At 33.0% G+C, this 19264-nt stretch carries 19 protein-coding genes and 1 riboswitch; of the genes, 7 read left to right on the top strand and 12 right to left on the bottom strand.

Annotated elements, in window-relative coordinates; all coding sequences use genetic code 11:
- Window positions 1-114: 114 nt before the first annotated feature.
- A complete protein-coding gene (brnQ, locus tag MHH94_RS07505) occupies window positions 115-1452 on the top strand; it encodes a branched-chain amino acid transport system II carrier protein (RefSeq protein ID WP_058591276.1) in 1338 nt (445 codons plus the stop codon).
- A gap of 87 nt (window positions 1453-1539) precedes the next feature.
- Window positions 1540-2742: a DUF819 family protein gene (locus MHH94_RS07510; protein ID WP_340840419.1), complete on the top strand. Its 1203-nt coding sequence runs from the start codon at window positions 1540-1542 to the stop codon at window positions 2740-2742.
- A 369-nt stretch (window positions 2743-3111) separates the two neighbouring features.
- Here the strand turns inward: MHH94_RS07510 and MHH94_RS07515 are convergent, their stop codons facing one another.
- From MHH94_RS07515 to MHH94_RS07525, 3 genes are read right to left on the bottom strand one after another with little or no spacing between them, the layout of a single operon-like run.
- Window positions 3112-4314, bottom strand: a complete 1203-nt coding sequence (locus MHH94_RS07515) for a toxic anion resistance protein (RefSeq protein WP_058591278.1) — start codon at window positions 4312-4314, stop codon at window positions 3112-3114.
- Entirely contained in the window at window positions 4307-5020 is a 714-nt protein-coding gene (locus MHH94_RS07520; protein ID WP_048543020.1) for a 5-bromo-4-chloroindolyl phosphate hydrolysis family protein, read from the bottom strand. The genes MHH94_RS07515 and MHH94_RS07520 overlap by 8 nt, the downstream gene beginning before the upstream one ends.
- Window positions 5021-5035: 15 nt before the next feature.
- Window positions 5036-5305, bottom strand: a complete 270-nt coding sequence (locus tag MHH94_RS07525; RefSeq protein ID WP_058591280.1) for an acylphosphatase — start codon at window positions 5303-5305, stop codon at window positions 5036-5038.
- 147 nt (window positions 5306-5452) lie between these two features.
- Here MHH94_RS07525 and MHH94_RS07530 point away from each other — a divergent pair, with 147 nt between their 5' ends.
- Both MHH94_RS07530 and cspA read left to right on the top strand, forming a co-directional pair.
- Entirely contained in the window at window positions 5453-5755 is a 303-nt protein-coding gene (locus MHH94_RS07530; protein WP_048543023.1) for a DUF1033 family protein, read from the top strand.
- A 168-nt stretch (window positions 5756-5923) separates the two neighbouring features.
- Window positions 5924-6124, top strand: coding sequence for a cold shock protein CspA (gene cspA / locus MHH94_RS07535; protein WP_016912585.1), 201 nt, complete (start codon window positions 5924-5926; stop codon window positions 6122-6124).
- 106 nt (window positions 6125-6230) lie between these two features.
- On the opposite strand, the gene lysA is transcribed toward cspA, so the two are convergent.
- The 9 genes from lysA to MHH94_RS07580 form a co-directional block, all read right to left on the bottom strand.
- Window positions 6231-7496 (bottom strand): diaminopimelate decarboxylase, encoded by a 1266-nt coding sequence (gene lysA, locus MHH94_RS07540; protein ID WP_107609212.1) that lies wholly within the window; start codon window positions 7494-7496, stop codon window positions 6231-6233.
- Window positions 7496-8566: an alanine racemase gene (gene alr / locus MHH94_RS07545; RefSeq protein WP_107609213.1), complete on the bottom strand. Its 1071-nt coding sequence runs from the start codon at window positions 8564-8566 to the stop codon at window positions 7496-7498. Before alr ends, lysA begins: the two co-directional genes overlap by 1 nt.
- The gene (locus tag MHH94_RS07550; RefSeq protein WP_107609214.1) at window positions 8566-9714 is read right to left on the bottom strand and encodes a M20 metallopeptidase family protein; all 1149 of its coding nucleotides are present in this window, start codon (window positions 9712-9714) and stop codon (window positions 8566-8568) included. Before MHH94_RS07550 ends, alr begins: the two co-directional genes overlap by 1 nt.
- Window positions 9715-9812: 98 nt before the next feature.
- Complete coding sequence (gene dapD, locus MHH94_RS07555) at window positions 9813-10532, bottom strand: 2,3,4,5-tetrahydropyridine-2,6-dicarboxylate N-acetyltransferase (RefSeq protein WP_048543030.1); 720 nt, start codon at window positions 10530-10532, stop codon at window positions 9813-9815.
- A 1-nt stretch (window position 10533) separates the two neighbouring features.
- Entirely contained in the window at window positions 10534-11271 is a 738-nt protein-coding gene (dapB, locus tag MHH94_RS07560; RefSeq protein ID WP_037588027.1) for a 4-hydroxy-tetrahydrodipicolinate reductase, read from the bottom strand.
- Complete coding sequence (dapA, locus tag MHH94_RS07565) at window positions 11268-12158, bottom strand: 4-hydroxy-tetrahydrodipicolinate synthase (protein ID WP_107603270.1); 891 nt, start codon at window positions 12156-12158, stop codon at window positions 11268-11270. Before dapA ends, dapB begins: the two co-directional genes overlap by 4 nt.
- A gap of 15 nt (window positions 12159-12173) precedes the next feature.
- A complete protein-coding gene (locus tag MHH94_RS07570; protein WP_106417344.1) occupies window positions 12174-13160 on the bottom strand; it encodes an aspartate-semialdehyde dehydrogenase in 987 nt (328 codons plus the stop codon).
- Window positions 13161-13180: 20 nt separating this feature from the next.
- Window positions 13181-14383, bottom strand: coding sequence for an aspartate kinase (locus tag MHH94_RS07575; RefSeq protein WP_107603269.1), 1203 nt, complete (start codon window positions 14381-14383; stop codon window positions 13181-13183).
- An 86-nt stretch (window positions 14384-14469) separates the two neighbouring features.
- A riboswitch (Lysine riboswitch) is annotated at window positions 14470-14645 on the bottom strand.
- A 520-nt stretch (window positions 14646-15165) separates the two neighbouring features.
- Window positions 15166-16767, bottom strand: coding sequence for an ABC-F family ATP-binding cassette domain-containing protein (locus tag MHH94_RS07580; RefSeq protein ID WP_058591288.1), 1602 nt, complete (start codon window positions 16765-16767; stop codon window positions 15166-15168).
- Window positions 16768-16910: 143 nt separating this feature from the next.
- On the opposite strand from MHH94_RS07580, the gene MHH94_RS07585 reads away from it, so the two are divergent.
- The 3 genes from MHH94_RS07585 (at window position 16911) to MHH94_RS07595 (ending at window position 19264) form a co-directional block, all read left to right on the top strand.
- A complete protein-coding gene (locus MHH94_RS07585; RefSeq protein ID WP_048543042.1) occupies window positions 16911-17813 on the top strand; it encodes a CvfB family protein in 903 nt (300 codons plus the stop codon).
- A gap of 256 nt (window positions 17814-18069) precedes the next feature.
- Window positions 18070-18939 carry a CAT RNA binding domain-containing protein gene (locus MHH94_RS07590; RefSeq protein WP_078355777.1) on the top strand — a complete coding sequence of 290 codons (870 nt, stop codon included), beginning with the start codon at window positions 18070-18072 and terminating at the stop codon, window positions 18937-18939.
- A complete protein-coding gene (locus MHH94_RS07595) occupies window positions 18932-19264 on the top strand; it encodes a PTS lactose/cellobiose transporter subunit IIA (RefSeq protein ID WP_208182975.1) in 333 nt (110 codons plus the stop codon). Before MHH94_RS07590 ends, MHH94_RS07595 begins: the two co-directional genes overlap by 8 nt.

Here is a 19264-nt window from a genome sequence, read left to right on the forward strand (position 1 = left end):
TAGCAAAACTAAATAATAACATTCTTTTTTAAATTTTCAGAAATTTCATATAGACGAAAACAAACTCCAATGATAAAATATAAATTATTGTTAGACGCAAAAGGAGTAAAATATATGAACAAGAATATTTTTGTAGTAGGGTTTATGTTATTCGCGATATTCTTTGGTGCCGGGAACCTAATATTCCCACCAGCATTAGGATTATCGAGCGGTCATTTCTTCTGGCCAGCAATATTTGGTTTTGTAATTACGGGAATCGGTTTACCACTTATTGGTGTAATCGCAGGTTCAATTGAGGACAAGGGATACAGAGTTTCATTAAGTAAAATTCATCCAGTCTTTGCAATTATATTATTAATTGCAATTTCTTTAACGATAGGACCATTATTCGCAATACCACGTACGGCAGCAACATCTTTCGAGATGGGTATTACACCAATTTTTGATACAAATAGTTCAATGGCTTTATTTATATTCTCACTTATTTACTTTGTGATTGTTTTTTACTTGAGTTTCAACTCAAGTAAAATGGTCGATAAAGTCGGTGCGATATTAACACCTTTACTATTAATCTCGATTACAGCACTAATTATTAAAGCATTCTTCACATTAGGTGGAGGAGCTACAGTTGAAGGTGATCCTGCAGTATATAGTAGTGCTGGAACAAGCTTTGGTAAAGGTTTCGTTGAAGGTTACTTAACAATGGATGCCATCGCAGCTATTGCTTTCTCACTCATTGTTATTACAGCAATTAAGAGTAAAGGTGTAACGAGAGAAACAGGATTATTCAAACAAACAATTTATGCAGGTGTTATTGCAGCAATTGCACTTGGATTTATTTACATCTCATTAGGTTGGATCGGAAATCACATGAATGTTTCAGCTGAGACACTAAAAGAATTAAACGATAACGGTCAAAATATCGGTACATATCTCTTAACAACAGCCGCGCAATTAGCATTCGGTGAATTTGGTAAATATTTAATCGGTATTATCGTAGCATTAGCTTGTTTAACAACAGCTACAGGTTTAATCGTGTCAGTAAGTGAATTCTTCCATGAAATTATACCTAAAATTTCATACAAATGGTTTGTAACAATCTTTACATTAATTAGTTTCATCCTTTCAAACCAAGGTTTAACTACAGTAATTAAAGGTTCACTACCAGTATTATTAGTGTTATATCCAATCGCAATTACAGCTGTATTATTAATTGTTCTTGCTAAATACGTTGGAACACCACCAATTGCTCAACAATTATCAGTAGCACTTGTAACAATTATTTCATTAATATCAGTTGTAAACCAAATGGGTTGGGCTAAAATTGGATTTATTCAACAATTACCATTATCAACTTACCAAATGGAATGGATACCTTTCGCAATCGTAGGATTCATCATTGGATTTATAATCGGTAAAGTTAAGAATCAAGCACCAATCACATATTCGTAAGTTGTATAAGAATCTTCAAAATTATTTTGAAGATTCTTATTTTTTATGTCATCATATTGATAACAAAATAAAAAGGGGTTGGTATTCATGATATTAAATGCATTCATAAACAAAGATGAAACATGGCTTTTGTGGGCAATTCTAGTAGGTATTGCAGCCATTAGTATCTTCTTAGAACAGAGATATCAATTTGCAGCAAAACTAACAGGCGCTATCATTGCATTAGTTGGTGCGATGATATTATCCAATCTCAATATCATTCCGATTGAATCACCTGTCTATGACCAAGTGTGGGAATATGTCATTCCATTAGCAATACCTTTACTTTTATTTAGATCAAACATATTTAAAATTTGGAAAGAAAGTAGAAGACTTTTATTCATATTCCTAATCAGTTCAGTAGGTACTGTAGTAGGTGTTGGAGCAGGATTTTTATTACTTCACCAATTCATACCTGAACTAGATAAAATCGGTGCTATGATGACTGGTAGTTACATAGGTGGTGGTGTAAATTTTGCAGCACTTAGCACGAAATTCCAAACACCAGGCGAATTAGTATCTGCAACTGTTGTAGCCGATAATAGTGTAATGGCATTCTACTTCATTCTACTGATTACGCTACCTAATATGACATTTATTAAAAAATATTTTAAAAGACTTTATAATTCAAACGATGATGCAAACAGTAATCAAGCAGAAGCATATTGGAAACGAAATGAAATAAGTTTAAAAGATATTGCTTATTCAATTTCCATAGCATTTGTATTAGTTGCGATTAGCTTTAAAATTTCAGAACTTGTTAATGAATACATTCCTAAAAACAATCACTTTATGGAAATATTAGTAAGTATCATAGGTGACCAATTTTTATTGTTAACGACATTAACACTTATTACAGTGGCTATGTTTAGTAAATTCTTTGAGAATTTAAACGCTTCTGATGAACTCGGTACATTTTTAATATATATTTTCTTTGTCGTAATAGGTGTACCTGCATCTATACCAATCATTATCAAAACAGCACCATTATTATTTATTTTCGTCGCCGTAATTTTGATTTTCAATTTATCTATAACATTATGCTTCGGTAAATTGTTCAAATTCAATATTGAGGAGATGTTACTAGCTAGTAATGCAAATGCCGGAGGACCAACAACAGCAGCTGCATTAGCGATTTCTAAAGGGTGGCAAGGATTAGTAGGACCCATTTTAATCATCGGTACTCTAGGTTATGTAATCGGAAATTACGTCGGAACATTAATGGGGTATTTCTTAAGTCAATTTATGTAAGAGGGTGTAGGGATAAGTAGAGTGATGTAGGAGATGTGAGTTTGTTGGGATTTAACACAGATCTAAAACTATCTCTTGGCTTTATTCAGTACTTAAGCCACAACTTAGGCTATCTCTTGGCTTTACTCGGTACTTAAGCCAAGACCTCTACTCCAAAATCATTGTATTGAAATAGCCATTTTCTAATATAGGAAGTATCTATATTGTATTTTTTCGATAAGATATTATATCCTTCGTTTCCACTTTTATATTCTCGAATCAATTTTAATTTGAAATCTAAACTATATTTTTAATTCATAAATAAACACCCCTAAAGTTGAATTTTAGTTCAACTTTAGGGGTGCACTTAATTGTTGGTGGGTCTATTATTTATGATTTAAATGTATTTCTCAATTGCTGCTGTTCGTCTTTGAGTTGTAATAATTTTGTTTTTAAGTCTTGTTCTAAGCTTTGTAATTCTTGTTCTGCTTGCTGACGTTTACGTGTGCCGTCTTCTTGTATGCGTAGTGTTTCTTGAATTGTATCTACTATATTAGTTTGAGTCGTCTTCAATGTTTCGATATCAACGATGCCTCGTTCATTTTCTTCAGCTGTTCTAATCGCATTCTGTTTCAACATTTCAGAGTTCTTCAGCAATAATTCATTAGTTGTATCTGTTACTTTTTTCTGAGCTTCTGAAGCGCCTTGTTGTCTTAAAAGTGTTAACGCGATTGCCATTTGATTTTTCCATAATGGGATACTCGTTAAAATAGAACTTTGAATTTTTTCTGCTAAAGTTTGATTAATATTTTGTATCATTCTGATTTGTGGGGCAGATTGTAATGTGATTTGTCTAGAAAGTTGTAAGTCATAAATTCTTTTTTCTAGTCGATTAATATATTGTTGTAAATCTGCTAGTTCTTGTACATCCATTTGGTTATTTGATGCTTTAACTTTTTGTTCTAATTCTACAAGATTATGTTGTTTCAACTCGTCGCGTTTCTTTTCTGCTGCTGCGATATAAATATTTAATGCATCAAAGTAAGCTTTATTTTCTTCATATAATTGATCTAATAAGCCTACATCTTTCATTAGCATATTTTGTGATTTCTGAAGTTCTACAGATATTCGATCGACTTGTGCACCAACAGATTGATATTTACTAAACATTTCATTTACAGAACGTTCAGCTCTTCTAAAAATGCGTTTCAATCTAGATTGATTTTGTTTTTGTAATTCATCTGGATTTACTTCTTTTAATTTATTCATTAAATTTCTTAATGAATTACCAATAGGTCCTACATCTTTAGATTGTACTTGTGTAAGCATTTGATGTGAGAACTGTGATAATTTATTTTGTGCTTGTTGACCATAGAGTAGAAGACCATCATTATCTAATGGTTTAATTTGCTTAGCAATTTCATCAATTTTACGTTGATCTTCATCTGAGAATGTCTTTTCGTAAGTTGATGTTACATCAGAAGGGGTCTGTTGTTCTGTAATTTCTGAAGTTTGTGGTGTTAATGCTTCTGATGAATCTTTAAATGGGTCATCAATAAGGTCGTCAAATAAGTTCTTATTCGTTTCAGTCATTGTTACGCTCCATTTCATATTCATATTTTTTATGAGTTTTTGTTAAATTTACTTTTTCTTTCGTTGATTCTGGAATGCCTTTTCTATAGCTATTTCTTTGTTTAGCAATATCAGCAAGTTCCATTTCAATATCTAATTGATGATAACTCGATTCATTTAATTCTTTTAAATCTGCAACGAGTGTTCGTTTATTTTCATCAATTGTAAGCTTCGTTTGTTTAAGTTTAGCTTTTTCTTCTTTAGATTTATTCGGCATACGTTGTAAAAGTGTGTAATTATCAATTAAATTCACAGTATTATCTAAGTGAGAGTAGAAGAAGCTTTCGACTTTATAAAATTTCTCAGGTGACTGTTTAACTGTGTTATAAATTGTACGTGCTAATTTAGCTACTTCGTTTAAGTTCTTGAATTCTTTATATGATCTGATTCGCATATAATTTTTATAAAGTCTTTTCAATTTTGGTTGCGCTTCGTTTAATTGTTTTCTAATAAAATGAAATTCTCGTCGTGTTAAACCCATTTCTTTCAAATAACGTCGTGAACTATACCATTGTATTGGTAAAAAGCTAATAACGTAAGTACCTGCAAATACAGCCATATCGATAAGATAATTTAAATCTAATTGAAAAACACTAAATAAAAAAGCAATAAATGATATAGGTACTGCTAATAAAGCACCTAATACATATGATAAATTATATTTCATTGTCATCTTCCTAATTTATAACGTTTTGAAATGCTTAGTTTTTTCGTCTAAAGTGGTATCTTCGATTGTATAATTTTCTACAACTGAAGCTGGCGCTACTCCCTGGATAACACCATTAACAAATTGTGATAATTGTTTTTCTTCGCCACTTGCGTATATTTCTACATAATCGCTGACATTTTCAACGGTACCAACTATTTTATGTTTCTTAGCGAGTTGAGCAGTGAAAAATCGAAACCCAACACCTTGTACGCGTCCAAAAACTTTTATATGTTTTCCGTTCATATTTATCACCTCATATCTTTATTATAAAGGGTTCAGTGTAAAAAAACTAATAATTAGAAACAAATCGACAAGCTATTTTCTTGATTTAATAATCAATAAGATTTAAATTAACTCTAGGGTAATTTTCTAAATAGGGGAGATTTTAAGATGTATAAAATCGTAACAATCCGAACAGATTATGAGGGATGGTGGCTGTTTGACGATTGGAAAGACTATATCATTAAAGAAATTGAATGTCATGACTATGAAGAAATGGTCAATCAATATCATAATCTACTTAATCAATATCAAACGAAGTTTACTAATGAACTTGTAGGTAAACATAACATACATGCTTTCTATAATAATTGTGATCTATCTTACTGTGAAGACTGCGAAGAAGATATGCAAATATTTTATAGTATTCTTATATTAAATGACAATTCAATTTATACACCATTACCAAAATAATAAATTCTGAAAATATCTTAAATGGTATTGCATTTGAATATTCTGTGACGTATAATAAGTAATAGCAATATCGTTATTCCATATTGCAAATAACATTATTAATTAATTGTGTTTTTTGTAATATGCGAATATCGCATATTGAATTTTAGTCTTGGAGGTTTCACAATTATGAAACAAGGTACAGTTAAATGGTTTAACGCAGAAAAAGGATTTGGCTTCATCGAAATTGAAGGAGAAAATGACGTATTCGTACATTTCTCAGCAATTAACCAAGAAGGTTACAAATCTTTAGAAGAAGGTCAAGCAGTAGAATTCGAAGTAGTTGAAGGCGACCGTGGCCCACAAGCTGCAAACGTTGTAAAACTATAATATATATGAATTTGAACGACTAAAAAGAAACCCTAACGATGTTAGGGTTTCTTTTTGCGTTATCATATTGTTATTATTTAATAATAAATTTCATGATTTCAGCTTATTATTTTACGTCATTCATAATCAATTGTTTTAAAGTTTGTCTCTTAATAACTTCTCTTGCTTTTCCATCTTTAACAAATAGAACTGAAGGTTTAAGCATTTGATTATAATTTGAACTCATAGAGTAATGGTAAGCACCTGTAGATAATACAGCTATATAATCTCCGATTTTTGTAGATTTAGGAAGTTTCATATCTCTACCAATTAAGTCGCCTGATTCACATAACTTACCAGCAATTGTGACTTCATGTGTATCTTCATCATTTCTATTCACTAACAACGCTTTATATTGTGCATCATAAAGTGCCGTTCTAATATGATCACTCATACCACCATCAATCGATACATACGTATTAACATTAGGAATCTCTTTAATCGTTCCTACTTGATACAACGTAACGCCCGCTTCACCAACAATTGAACGGCCTGGCTCTATAGAGATTTCTGGAATAGCCATGTCATATTTTTGACTATTTTCTTTGATCGCATCTGTAATCAACTTAATACCATCTTCAATAGGGTAACTTTTATCCGCTTCAGTATATTTAATACTAAATCCGCCACCTAAATTTAATATATCAATCTCAATATCATGTTCTTTTAACCATTCAAATACAATTTGGATTGTGTTGATTGTACCATCCGCTTCAAAAATTTGTGATCCAATATGGAAGTGAATACCTTTGAAGTCTATTTTATCTGATTCTTGTAAAGCACGTATACCTTCAAGTGCCGTACCGTGTTTAATAGACAAGCCAAATTTACTATCTTCTTGACCCGTTTGGATAAATTCATGAGTATGTGCTTCAACGCCAGGATTAACTCTTAAAACAGCTTTAATAGGCTTAGAAGCTAATCTATTAATACGTGTGATTTCATCTAAAGAATCAATTACGAAATATTCAACGCCGCTTTCAATAGCATATTCAATTTCTTCATTCGTCTTATTGTTACCGTGAAAATGAATTTTACTTGGATCAAATCCACTTGCTAAAGCTGTATATAATTCACCTTCAGATACGACATCTAGACCCATTTCTTCTTCTTCCATCAACTTAAACAATTGAATACTACTAAAGGCTTTAGAAGCATAAGAGATATTATATGATAATCCACTTTCTTTAAATGCTTCATGGAATCTTCTACATTGTGTTCTAATTTGTTCCTCATCATATACGATAGTAGGGGTACCAAAACTTGCAGCTATCGTTTGTAATGATACATTGCCTATTGTAAGAACACCTTGGTCATTATATTTAACTGTCATTATCTAATCTCCTTTATTAATGAATGATGGTTTAATGCACTGATTTGCTCAGAATTTGCACCAACACCTTTAAATGTAAATTCATCAATCCTAATATCGTTACCATACATAACGACTTGATCACCACTTTGGATTGTATCATCTACTTCAACGAACATGTGACTCATCATCAACCCTCTAATTGGATAGCGCTTTTGATTAATAAGCGCATCATGTTTCGCTCTTGTCTTAAGTATACCGTCTCCATAGCCAATATCAACTACAGCAATGTTACAATCTTTATCAGCTTTATATTGGAAACTATAACCACAAGTTTCTCCTTTTTTAATAGGGCGAACTTGTATCACATTTGCTGTGACTGTAAAGTTTTGTTCTGTAAGTGAAGTAGGGAGGGTACTATAAGGTCTTGAACCATAAAGTATAATACCGAGACGAGCGTGCGTATGTTGATTTAACAATCTGTCTTCTCGTACATAACTTGCACTATTTTGTGCATGAATAAATTTAAAGGCATAACCTTGGTCTAATATAAATGATAAACAATTAACCCAAGCTTGTCTTTCTGTTTCATATTCATCGCCACCGAATTCATCCGCATATCCGAAATGTGTCCAAATACCTTCCATAATCGCTTGCTCTGCAATAGGTAAGCTTTCATTATGTTTGAGTACTTGCAACATTTCATCTTGGTCTTTCAAACCAGAACGGTGTAAAAGATTTTCAAGTTCTAAATGTAATTTAATGCCCGCTAAATCTTCAATATGTTCATGATAGAATGTTAATGATGGTAACGTCATCGCAATGTTATGTGTCTTTAATGTTTCAAATTCAATAGAAGGGTTCATCAAAAAGATATTCACTTGTTTATCTATTTCACGAATTCTTACCGCTTCATGAAGTGATGTTGTACTGAATGTTTGAATACCTGCTTGAATAAAGGATTTAACTGCGAAATCTAGTCCAAAATGATAAGCATCGTTTTTCACGACAGCCATAACTTTGTTATCTTTAATAACATTTTTAGCATTTTTTATAAAATTTTGTTCATCAATCGTAATACGTGCTACCATTATTTGTCCGCTCCTTGATTTAATAGTGCTGTATAGTAATCAGCGACACTGATTAATACTTCTTCATCGAAATTGAGTCTATTTGTATGTAGACCATAAATATAATCTTTTTCAACATTGCGTGTTCCAAAAAAGACAAAATAACTTGGTGCTAATTGACGATAGAAACTAAAGTCTTCACCAAATAAATAAGGCTTTTCTAGTTCATGTAGTGTTAAGTCTAGGCTCGTTAAAGCTTCTTTAACACCCTCATATAATTGTGCATCATTTGTAGTAGGTGGATACCCTTCAGCAAAATCAACCGTACATGTCACACCAAATAACAATTCAACACTTTCTGCAATTTTTTGCATTTGATTTTTAACAATTTCAAGATCATTCGTATCATATGTACGAATCGTACCTTCTAAGTAACCATTCTCTGGAACGGTATTAATGGCTTCACCAACATTGAACTGTCCAACATGAACAATATTGCGATTTAAACCATTTAAATGAAATTGCTGAATTTGTGTAACTTGAGAAAGGACATGCATCATCGCTTCTGATGCTGCTTTACCATCTTCTTTACTGGCAACATGACTCGAGCTTCCTTTTAAGTAAAATCGATACTCTGTTGCACTAGCTGTAATTTCATCATTTTTAAAGGCTACTGTGCCAACATCTTCAAATGGCATAATATGAACGCCATAAATTTTCTCTATATGATATTTATCAAACACGTTTGATTGGATTAATTGATTTGCACCGGCTTCAGTTTCTTCTGAAGGTTGGAATATAAATACTACATTATGCGGTAATTCACCTTTATCATATAAAGCTTTACAACGTTGCGTAAAAAGCATTAACGCTGTCGTATGACCATCATGACCACATGCATGCATAACTTGATCAACCGTACTTTTATAAGGTACATCGTTTACTTCTTGAATAGGTAAGGCATCGATATCCGCTCGATACGCAATAGTATGACTCGAATTGCCTTCTAAATAACCAATGATACCCGTTTGAATAGGGCGTTCGTAAGGAATATTTAATTGTTTTAAGAAGTCTTCAATGTATGCAGTTGTCTCATATTCTTGCATACTTAACTCTGGATGTTGATGTAAGTATCTTCTTGTATTTTTCACAAATTCTAATTCAGACATTTAACTCAATCCTTTGTATTATGTATAGAAAGAGGGAGCGGGATAGAAATTTCATTTAAGGAAAATGATATCGCAGTCCCGCCCCGACTAAAATGATATTATTGATTTAAATTACGTAAAGCAGATACAATTTCTTTTTTACCGTCTTGAACATCTGCTGATTGTTTAATAACTTTAGCCGGTGTACCAGCTACTACTGCGCCAGCCGGAACATCTTTAGTTACGATTGCACCAGCTGCAACGATTGCACCTTTGCCGACTCTAACACCTTCAAGGATAACAGCATTTGCACCGATTAATACGTCATCTTCAATTACTACAGGTGATGCACTTGGTGGTTCAATAACACCCGCTAATACTGATCCAGCACCAACGTGTACATTTTTACCAGTTGTTGCACGTCCACCTAAAGTAGCGTTCATATCTACCATTGTACCTTCACCAACAACAGCACCGATATTGATTGTAGCACCCATCATAACAACCGCACCGTCTTCAATAACTGCATGTTCTCTAATGAAAGCACCTGGTTCGATTCTTGCATTTGTATTTGTTAAGTCTTTTAATGGGATTGCTGAATTGCGACGATCATGTTCAATTTCTAAATCTGTAATAGCTGATTGATTCGCTTCATAAAAGCTCTTCCAATCTTTAGCATCACAGAAAATTGTTTTAGATGTTTCAGAACCAAATACTTTAAATGACTCTGGGAATTCAACATTTTCAAATGCGCCGTTTACATAAACCTTTAAAGGCGTTACTTTCTCTGCCTCACTAATATATTGTATAATTTCTTCTGCCGTAAAATCTTTAACCATGTTAAATTCTCTCCTCATTTAAATTATTATATGTGTAATATCCGTTTTCTTTATTGACTAGAACATCTGCTACATTAATTGCGCCATTAGCGAAGATATCTTTAGACTGCGCACGATGTGTGATTTCAATCGTTTCGTCATGGCCAGCAAATAATACTTGATGTTCTCCAACAATTGTACCACCACGTTGTGAACTAATGCCAATTTCTGCAGGTTCACGTTTAGTAGTTGATTCATGTCTATCATAAACTGGTACAGATTGTGCTCTTTTTTCTTTAATTGCATCATATAGTTGAACGAGTGTACCACTTGGTGCATCGACTTTCTTATTATGGTGCTTTTCTAACATTTCAATATCAAAGTCTTCTAATAATGGTACTGCATATTGAATAATTTCTTTGAGTATATGCACGCCATAGCTCATATTTGCGCTGAAAAATACAGGCATATTTTGAGATTTTTCTTTTAACTTTTCTATGATTTGTTCTTTTTCACCAGTCGTTGCGATAACTAAAGGTAATGTGAAGTCTTCTTCTAATAATGGCAATAATAATTCAGGATTAGAAAAGTCTATCGCCACATCCGCTTCTGGCGCTTCTGAAATAGATTCAAAAGCAGGGTAGGGATATGATTTAGTTGAATCCTTCACGACAACACCAACTATTTCGTTGTCTCTTTCTTCTGCTAATCTTGCGACGCGTTCATTCATTGCGCCATATCCGATTAATAATATCTTCATTGTTTTACACCATCTTTAAACTTAGTAAATGCTTCACTTAAAACTTTTATTTCTTGTTCTTCCAATGTAACAAGCGGTAACCTTACTTCATAACGACCGAAACCTAATTCAGACGTTAATAACTTAATCGGCACTGGATTAACATCTACACTTAAGTGATTAAGTAATTCTGTAATATCACGATTTAAAGTGTTTGCTTGTTCTAATTGATCATTAACGACATAATCATATAATTGTTGTGTTTCTTGTGGTATAGCATTTGCTACAACTGAAATTAATCCCGCTCCGCCTAATTGATAGTAATCCAACATATTGTCATCATTACCACTATATAATGCAAAGTCACTTGGTAATTGTTGTTTTAAAGTTTTTGCATATTCTAAATCTCCTGTCGCATCTTTTAAAGCCACGATGTATGGATTTTCACTTAGTTTAAGCACCGTTTCAATATCTATCGTCATATTTGTTCTTGATGGGACATTATAAAGTACAACAGGTAATGCAACTTCATCCGCAATTTTTGTGAAATGCGCGATTAATCCACGCTGACTCGTCTTGTTGTAATAAGGTGTGATTAACATAATCGCATCAGCACCTAATTCTTTAGCTTTTATAGAAGCATCGATAGAAGCTTGCGTATTGTTTGTACCTGTACCTGCTATAACTGGAACACGGCCATTGACTTTTTTAATCCCACATTCTAATAACGTATTTCTTTCTTCTGTTGTAAGGGTAGGGTTCTCTGCTGTTGTTCCGTTAATAATAATACTTTTAACACCATTATCTATTAAAAATTCTATATGATTTTCAAAGGCTTCGTAGTCTACATCCTCATTTGTAAATGGTGTTGTAAGGGCAACGCCCACACCGTTAAAAATATGTGACATACTGAACACTCCTCATTATTTTTTATTTAATTCTAATACTTGTTCTAGCACTTGAACGGCATTTAAACTTGCACCTTTTAATAAGTTATCTGAAGTACACCAGATGTGGAATGTATTGTCTAAAGAATCATCTTTACGAATTCTTCCAACGAATACTTCATCTTTACCAGTAGAATGAATCGCTAGTGGATATTCATTATTTTCTACGTTATCTACTAAGACAACACGGTCATCTTCATTAAATAAGTTACGAATATCTTCAACAGCGGCTTCTTTATCTAAAGTTACGTTGATATGCACACTGTGGCTATCTTGAACAGGTACACGCACACAAGTTGCTGTTACATTTAAAGAAGGTTGATCTAAGATTTTTCTAGTTTCATCGATCATTTTTTGTTCTTCTTTTGTATAACCATCTTCTAAGAATACATCTATATGTGGTAACACATTATTATAAATTGGGTGAGGGTAGTTCTTTGGTGCTTCTCCTTTTTCACCATTAGCTAAATCTTCACGACCAGCTAAACCGGATCCTGATACAGCTTGATATGTTGTATAAGCAACACGTTTTAATCCGAATTGATCTAATAAAGGTTTTAAAGGTACAACTGATTGAATTGTTGAACAGTTAGGGTTTGCAATAATTTTACGATTTAATTTAGGTACATTCACTTCCGGAACGATTAAATCAATATCTTCATGCATACGCCATTGACTTGAATTATCGATTACAATTGCACCATGTTGTTCAAATAGTGGGGCGAATTTCTCGCTTGTACCACCTCCAGCACTCATAATAACGTAATCGAAATTGCCATCAGTTTTCTCTTCTGTCAATGCTTCAACCGTATAAGTTTTTCCTTGGAATTCGATTTTTTTGCCTGCTGATCTAGGTGATGAAAATAATACAAGTTCATCAAATGGTACTTTTTTTCTATCTAATACTTCTAATACTTTTTCTCCTACTAAACCTGTTGCGCCTACAACTGCTAATTTTGTCATTTTGTTCACTCCATCATTCATTATATATTAAATGCTTCACTTAAAATTCGAACGGCAGTTTCTCCTAATTCACGATCAACAACATAAGAAATACTAATCTCAGAAGTTGTTGTTTGATAGAAGTTAATGTCATGACTAATTAAAGTGCGGAATGCTTTTGAAGCTATTCCTGACATATCTCTCATACCTGTTCCTATTACTGAAAGTTTAGCGTAGTTATCTCTCATTTTATAACGTAAATGAGGGTATTCCTCAGTAAGTTGTTCAATGATTTGTTCGATTTGATATACGTCTGAATCTTTAATCGTAAACGAAAGCTGTAATCCTTGTTGATTTTCAATTTGAGATATCATATCAACATTCATTGATTGTTCTTCTAATGAATCAAATAATTTCTGTAACAATGCAAAGTTTTGCATCGGATAAGTTAAAGTAACATGAATCATATGTGTATCAAGTGCGACTCCTGTAACTGCTTTTTTCTCTAATATCTCTGTTTGTGGCATAATCCATGTTCCTTTCACGTTTGATAATGTTCTACCAAGATATAATGGTATGTTATAATTTTTTGCAATTTCGACACTTCTAGATTCTAATACACCAGCACCTAAAGCACTCATTTCCATCATTTCTTCATATGAAACTTCATTGAGTAACTTTGCTTCTTTATAAATTCTAGGATCTGTTCCATATACACCATCAACATCTGTATATATTTCACAAGATGTATCTATACTTGCTGCAATGGCTACTGCAGTTGTATCAGAACCGCCGCGTCCTAAAGTCGTAATTTCTAGATGATCATTCACACCTTGAAATCCTGCAACGACAAGAATGTCATTTGTTTCAAAAGCTTCTTCAAAACGTAGTGCATCAATTTCTGCAATTTTACTTTTCAAATGATGACCAATCGTTTTAATTCCTGCTTGATATCCTGTCATTGCTTTCGTTTGAACACCAATATCATTCAATACCATTGATAAGTATGAAATGGTTTGTTGTTCTCCCGTCGTTAAAAGCATCGCTAAATGCTCATCTTTAGGTTGCGAAGTAAGTGAACTAATATTTTCAAGTAAAGAATCTGTCGTCTTACCCATAGCACTTACAACCACTACTAATTGTTCTCCATTATCAACACGTGATTTCAACATATGTGCGATATTTTTAATTTTGTCAAAATCACCAACGGACGTACCGCCAAATTTTAAAACACTCTGACTCAAAATAATTCCTCCTATAAATCGGAGACGAACGCTGTAATATAAATAAAAAAACAAGTTCGGCATTCGAACTTGTTTTAATTTATATATACAAGTGATGCACTCCATTATTCTTAAGATAATGACAGACAACTAGCTCTTAACCTAAATGTCCAACACCATATTTCTGCAAAAATACAATGTTTCGGCATCGCACCCTTTCACTCCTTTAAGATTGCAGTCCAGTAGGGGAGTTACTAATGATTGATGCGCCTCATCAAAAACATATTCAATTGGTATGCATTCATTATACATACAAAGAATATTGATGTAAAGAGAGAAAACTGATAATTTCAAAAAGTTCTTACTATTTAGACGATAAGCCCTACAAATCAATATTCATTCATATTCATTTTAGAAGATAATGGGGCTGTGTATATATTTTTTAAGATTGGAGGATGTTGATAAGAAAAGTAGGATTGTATTTATCTTGTTTGATCAGTCTTGATAAATAGGAGGTCTGAACATTGCAAGTCAGCTCTCACTTGCAACATTGAACACTCGAACATTGCAAGTCGGCCCTCACTTGCAACATTGAACACTCGAACATTGCAAGTCGGCCCTCACTTGCAACATTGAACACTCGAACATTGCTAGTCGGCCCTCACTAGCAACATTGAACACTCGAACATTGCTAGTCGACGCTCACTTGCAACATTGAACGCCAAAAACACCCCACATTACCTCATTTCCCCATATAAAAAAGCTAGGACTTATAAAAATGTCCTAGCTTCTCTATATGAAAATTAGTTATAAACACCTTGATCTCTCAAGTATTCTTCATAACTGATTTCTTTAGAAATTGCGCCGTCTTCTTTGATTTCAATTACGCGGTTGGCGATTGTATTGATAAATTCAAAGTCATATGAAGTAAAGATTAATGATCCTTTGAAATTCTTCAAGCCATCATTGACTGCAGTGATACTTTCTAAGTCTAAGTGGTTTGTTGGTTCATCTAGTAATAATACGTTAGAGTTTGATAACATCATTTTACTTAACATACATCTTACTTTTTCTCCACCTGAAAGGACACTTGCTTTTTTCTTAACTTCTTCACCACTAAATAACATACGTCCAAGGAATCCTCTTAAGAATGTTTCTGTTTGTTCTTCTGGTGGTGCATACTGTCTTAACCAGTCAACTAAGTTCATTTCAATACCTTCGAAATAATCTGAGTTATCTTTTGGTAAGTATGATTGTGTTGTTGTAACGCCCCATTTAACTGTTCCTTCATCTGGTTCAAGTTCACCAGCTAAAATACGAAGTAGGGTTGTTTTAGCAATCTCACTTTCTCCAATTAATACAGCTTTATCATTTGGATTCATTGTAAATGAAACGTTATTTAATACTTTTTGACCGTCAATTGTTTTTGAAACACCTTGAACTTGTAATAAGTCGTTACCGATTTCTCGTTCAATTGTGAAATTAACGAATGGATAACGTCTTGATGATGGTTGAATGTCATCGAGTTCAATTTTTTCAAGCATTTTCTTACGGCTTGTTGCTTGTTTAGATTTAGAAGCGTTCGCACTAAATCTAGCAATAAAGTCTTGTAATTCTTTAATGCGTTCTTCTTTTTTCTTGTTTTGGTCTTGAGCCATTTGAGAAGCAAGTTGACTTGATTGATACCAGAAGTCATAGTTTCCGACAAATAGTTTAATTTTGCCGTAATCTAAGTCAGCTATATGTGTACAGACATTGTTTAAGAAATGTCTATCATGTGATACGACGATAACTGTATTCTCAAAGTTAATTAAGAAATCTTCTAACCAAGCAATCGCTTTAATATCTAAACCGTTTGTAGGCTCATCGAGTAATAGAACATCTGGCTCACCAAATAAACTTTGAGCAAGAAGTACTTTTACTTTTTGGTTGTTTTCTAATTCAGACATCATTTTGTCATGTAATTCGTCTTTAATACCTAAACCTGAAAGTAATACAGATGCATCCGCTTCTGCATTCCATCCGTTCATTTCAGCAAACTCACCTTCAAGTTCTGCTGCACGCATACCATCTTCATCTGAGAAATCTGGTTTCATATAAATTTCATTTTTCTCAGTCATAACTTGCCATAATTTTTCATGACCTTTTAATACAACATCAATCACTTTTTCATCTTCATGCGCAAAGTGATCCTGTTTTAATACTGCTAAACGTTCATCTTTACCAAGTGAAACATGACCTGATTGAGAATCTAATTCGCCTGATAATACTTTTAAGAACGTTGATTTCCCAGCTCCATTAGCACCGATAAGTCCGTAACAGTTACCTGGTGTGAACTTAATATTTACATCTTCAAAAAGCTTACGATCACCGAAACGTAAACTTACATTCGTAACTTGTAACATTAAATGACTCCTTTTCATTAATACTTCTACCGATGAATTATATCATAAATGAAACAAAAATGGGCAAGAGTTTGAACAGTCGTTACACGAAGCAAAATGCATGTTATAATGAATAAACGAAAAACATATGAATGGAGAATGACATGGCACACGAAAAAGATACGCTTGTAGGTCGCATAGACTTTTTAAAAGTGGATAGATTGGAAGGTTCAACTTATCATTTACTTGGACCAAATAGCGAACCTATTAAAATGAATGCTTCAGAAGTCGAAGATGACGATCAATTAGAAATCGGTGAAGATTATAGTTTCTTTGTATATCCAAGCCGATCTGGAGAATTATTTGCAACACAAAACATGCCAACTATTACAAAAGACCGTTATGATTGGGTAAAAGTATTGAGAGTAGACCGTGATGGTGCTGCAGTAGATGTAGGATTACCTAGAGAAGTACTCATTCCATGGGAAGATCTACCTAAAGTTAAAGAACTATGGCCACAAAACGGTGACATGATATTCTGTACACTTAGAATAGATAGTAATAGTCAAATGTTTGCGAGATTAGCAACTGAAACAATCGTTGATACGATGTACAAAACAGCTGAAGAATCTATACTACATCAACATGTAACAGCAAGACCATATCGTTTATTAAGAGTAGGTACTTTCCTCCTATCTGAAGATGGTTATAAAATCTTTGTACACGAATCAGAACGTAAACATGAACCAAGACTAGGTGAAGAAATGGACGTTAGAATCATCGGCGTAAAAGAAAACGGTGAATTAAATGGTTCATTCTTACCATTGGCACATGAAAGACTTGATGAAGATGGCCAAGTGATATTTGATTTACTTGTAGAATATGACGGAGAATTACCATTTTGGGATAAATCAAACCCAGAAGCGATTAAAGAAGTCTTTAATATGAGTAAAGCAAGTTTCAAACGTGCTATCGGTAGATTATACAAGCAAAAACTGATCACAATCGAGACTGGTAAAATTACCATTACCAAAAAAGGTTGGGCTCAAGTTAAAAAAGAAGACTAATCATATAACCAAACCGACACTTCAAAATGAAGTAGGTTTGGTTTTTTAATGCATTTATATTCCATTTAATTACAATATTGACATAATTTAAAAAGCGTTGTAAATTATAAATGTAACAATATCGAACATTAATAAACAATTAAATATTTGGATCGTGACTATTCAATTAGGCGAAAACCACAATTCTTGAGGTGCATCAATCACCTCTAAGTCTTGTGGTATTTTTTATTTCAAATGATTGGAGGTATTGCTGCCTATGATAATCAAACAAGTCCTTAACAATAATGTTGCTATTGCCATTACTGAAAATGGTGAAGAAGTTATCGCGATGGGAAAAGGAATTGTGTTCTCAAAAAAGAAAGGTGATTTCTTATCTCATCAAACACCCGAGAAAATATTTAGACTCGATAATCAAGAAGTGAGATTTCATTTACAGTCTTTAGTTAATGATGTCCCCGTATCTATTATTACGACATGTTGTGAAATCATAAATGATGTTCAACTTAAATTTGATTTTACGTTTCAAGATTATATTTATGTCACGTTAACACACCATTTGCATCACGCTGTTAATATTCATCAAAACAATCAAAAGATACAGACATTTTCTATTGATGTTAAAAGCATTCATCCTCGTGCATTTGAATCTAGTTTATACGCATTGACGATTATTAAACGAAATTTAAATATTTCTTTCCCAGCATATGAAGCAAATAATCTAGCATTACATTTTATCAATGCTGAGCAACCTGAAGGTATCGAAAATCAAACTGCTTATAAGAATAAAAATATTCAACTGAACGATTTAATCAATTGCTTAAATCAAATAGGTATTACTCGGAATAAGTCCAATGAATATTATTATGATAGATTCATCCAGCACTTAAAGTATTTAACAGAACACATTCTTGATTATTCTGAAGACTTATCCCAACAAGTTGATATATCATTCCAACAGCATTTAAAAACACACTATCCAAATTCTTATTTGTACGCAAAAGACTTATATCATGCCATATCAAGAAAGTTCAATATTGTTATTAATCAACATCACTTGTTCTATTTTCAGTTGCATATAGAACGCATATTATCATCACAAAAAGGAGGCACAACAAGAGATGAGTAGAGAAGAAAATATGATGGTAGGTTTCACCATTGTTGCGATAGCTGGGGATGCAAGAAGAGAAGTTATGGCGGCTATGGAAAAAGCTAAAAATGGACTATTCGAAGAAGCACGTAGTCATATTGAAAGTGCAAATACATATATAACGGAAGCACATAAAGAACAAACCCAATGTTTAGCTCAAGAAGCAAGTGGTGAATCATCTGATTTAAGTTTTATTATGGTACACGGTCAAGATCACTTAATGACAACGATGGCACTACGTGATTCTGTAAATTACATCATTGATATTTATGAACAACTTCAAACTTTAAAACAAAATGGGTGA

The sequence above is a fragment of the Mammaliicoccus sp. FSL K6-3158 genome (assembly GCF_038005105.1).
Taxonomy (GTDB): domain Bacteria; phylum Bacillota; class Bacilli; order Staphylococcales; family Staphylococcaceae; genus Mammaliicoccus; species Mammaliicoccus sciuri.

Coding starts and splice junctions, on each gene's coding strand:
- cspA (WP_016912585.1), top strand. CDS start 5,924: ATGAAACAAGGTACAGTTAAATGGTTTAACGCAGAAAAAGGATTTGGC.
- dapA (WP_107603270.1), bottom strand. CDS start 12,158: ATGTCACATATTTTTAACGGTGTGGGCGTTGCCCTTACAACACCATTT.
- MHH94_RS07520 (WP_048543020.1), bottom strand. CDS start 5,020: ATGAAATATAATTTATCATATGTATTAGGTGCTTTATTAGCAGTACCT.
- MHH94_RS07515 (WP_058591278.1), bottom strand. CDS start 4,314: ATGACTGAAACGAATAAGAACTTATTTGACGACCTTATTGATGACCCA.
- MHH94_RS07550 (WP_107609214.1), bottom strand. CDS start 9,714: ATGTCTGAATTAGAATTTGTGAAAAATACAAGAAGATACTTACATCAA.
- MHH94_RS07570 (WP_106417344.1), bottom strand. CDS start 13,160: ATGACAAAATTAGCAGTTGTAGGCGCAACAGGTTTAGTAGGAGAAAAA.
- MHH94_RS07580 (WP_058591288.1), bottom strand. CDS start 16,767: ATGTTACAAGTTACGAATGTAAGTTTACGTTTCGGTGATCGTAAGCTT.
- MHH94_RS07530 (WP_048543023.1), top strand. CDS start 5,453: ATGTATAAAATCGTAACAATCCGAACAGATTATGAGGGATGGTGGCTG.
- lysA (WP_107609212.1), bottom strand. CDS start 7,496: ATGACAGTTAAATATAATGACCAAGGTGTTCTTACAATAGGCAATGTA.
- MHH94_RS07595 (WP_208182975.1), top strand. CDS start 18,932: ATGAGTAGAGAAGAAAATATGATGGTAGGTTTCACCATTGTTGCGATA.
- alr (WP_107609213.1), bottom strand. CDS start 8,566: ATGGTAGCACGTATTACGATTGATGAACAAAATTTTATAAAAAATGCT.
- dapB (WP_037588027.1), bottom strand. CDS start 11,271: ATGAAGATATTATTAATCGGATATGGCGCAATGAATGAACGCGTCGCA.
- MHH94_RS07525 (WP_058591280.1), bottom strand. CDS start 5,305: ATGAACGGAAAACATATAAAAGTTTTTGGACGCGTACAAGGTGTTGGG.
- brnQ (WP_058591276.1), top strand. CDS start 115: ATGAACAAGAATATTTTTGTAGTAGGGTTTATGTTATTCGCGATATTC.
- MHH94_RS07590 (WP_078355777.1), top strand. CDS start 18,070: ATGATAATCAAACAAGTCCTTAACAATAATGTTGCTATTGCCATTACT.
- MHH94_RS07585 (WP_048543042.1), top strand. CDS start 16,911: ATGGCACACGAAAAAGATACGCTTGTAGGTCGCATAGACTTTTTAAAA.
- MHH94_RS07510 (WP_340840419.1), top strand. CDS start 1,540: ATGATATTAAATGCATTCATAAACAAAGATGAAACATGGCTTTTGTGG.
- dapD (WP_048543030.1), bottom strand. CDS start 10,532: ATGGTTAAAGATTTTACGGCAGAAGAAATTATACAATATATTAGTGAG.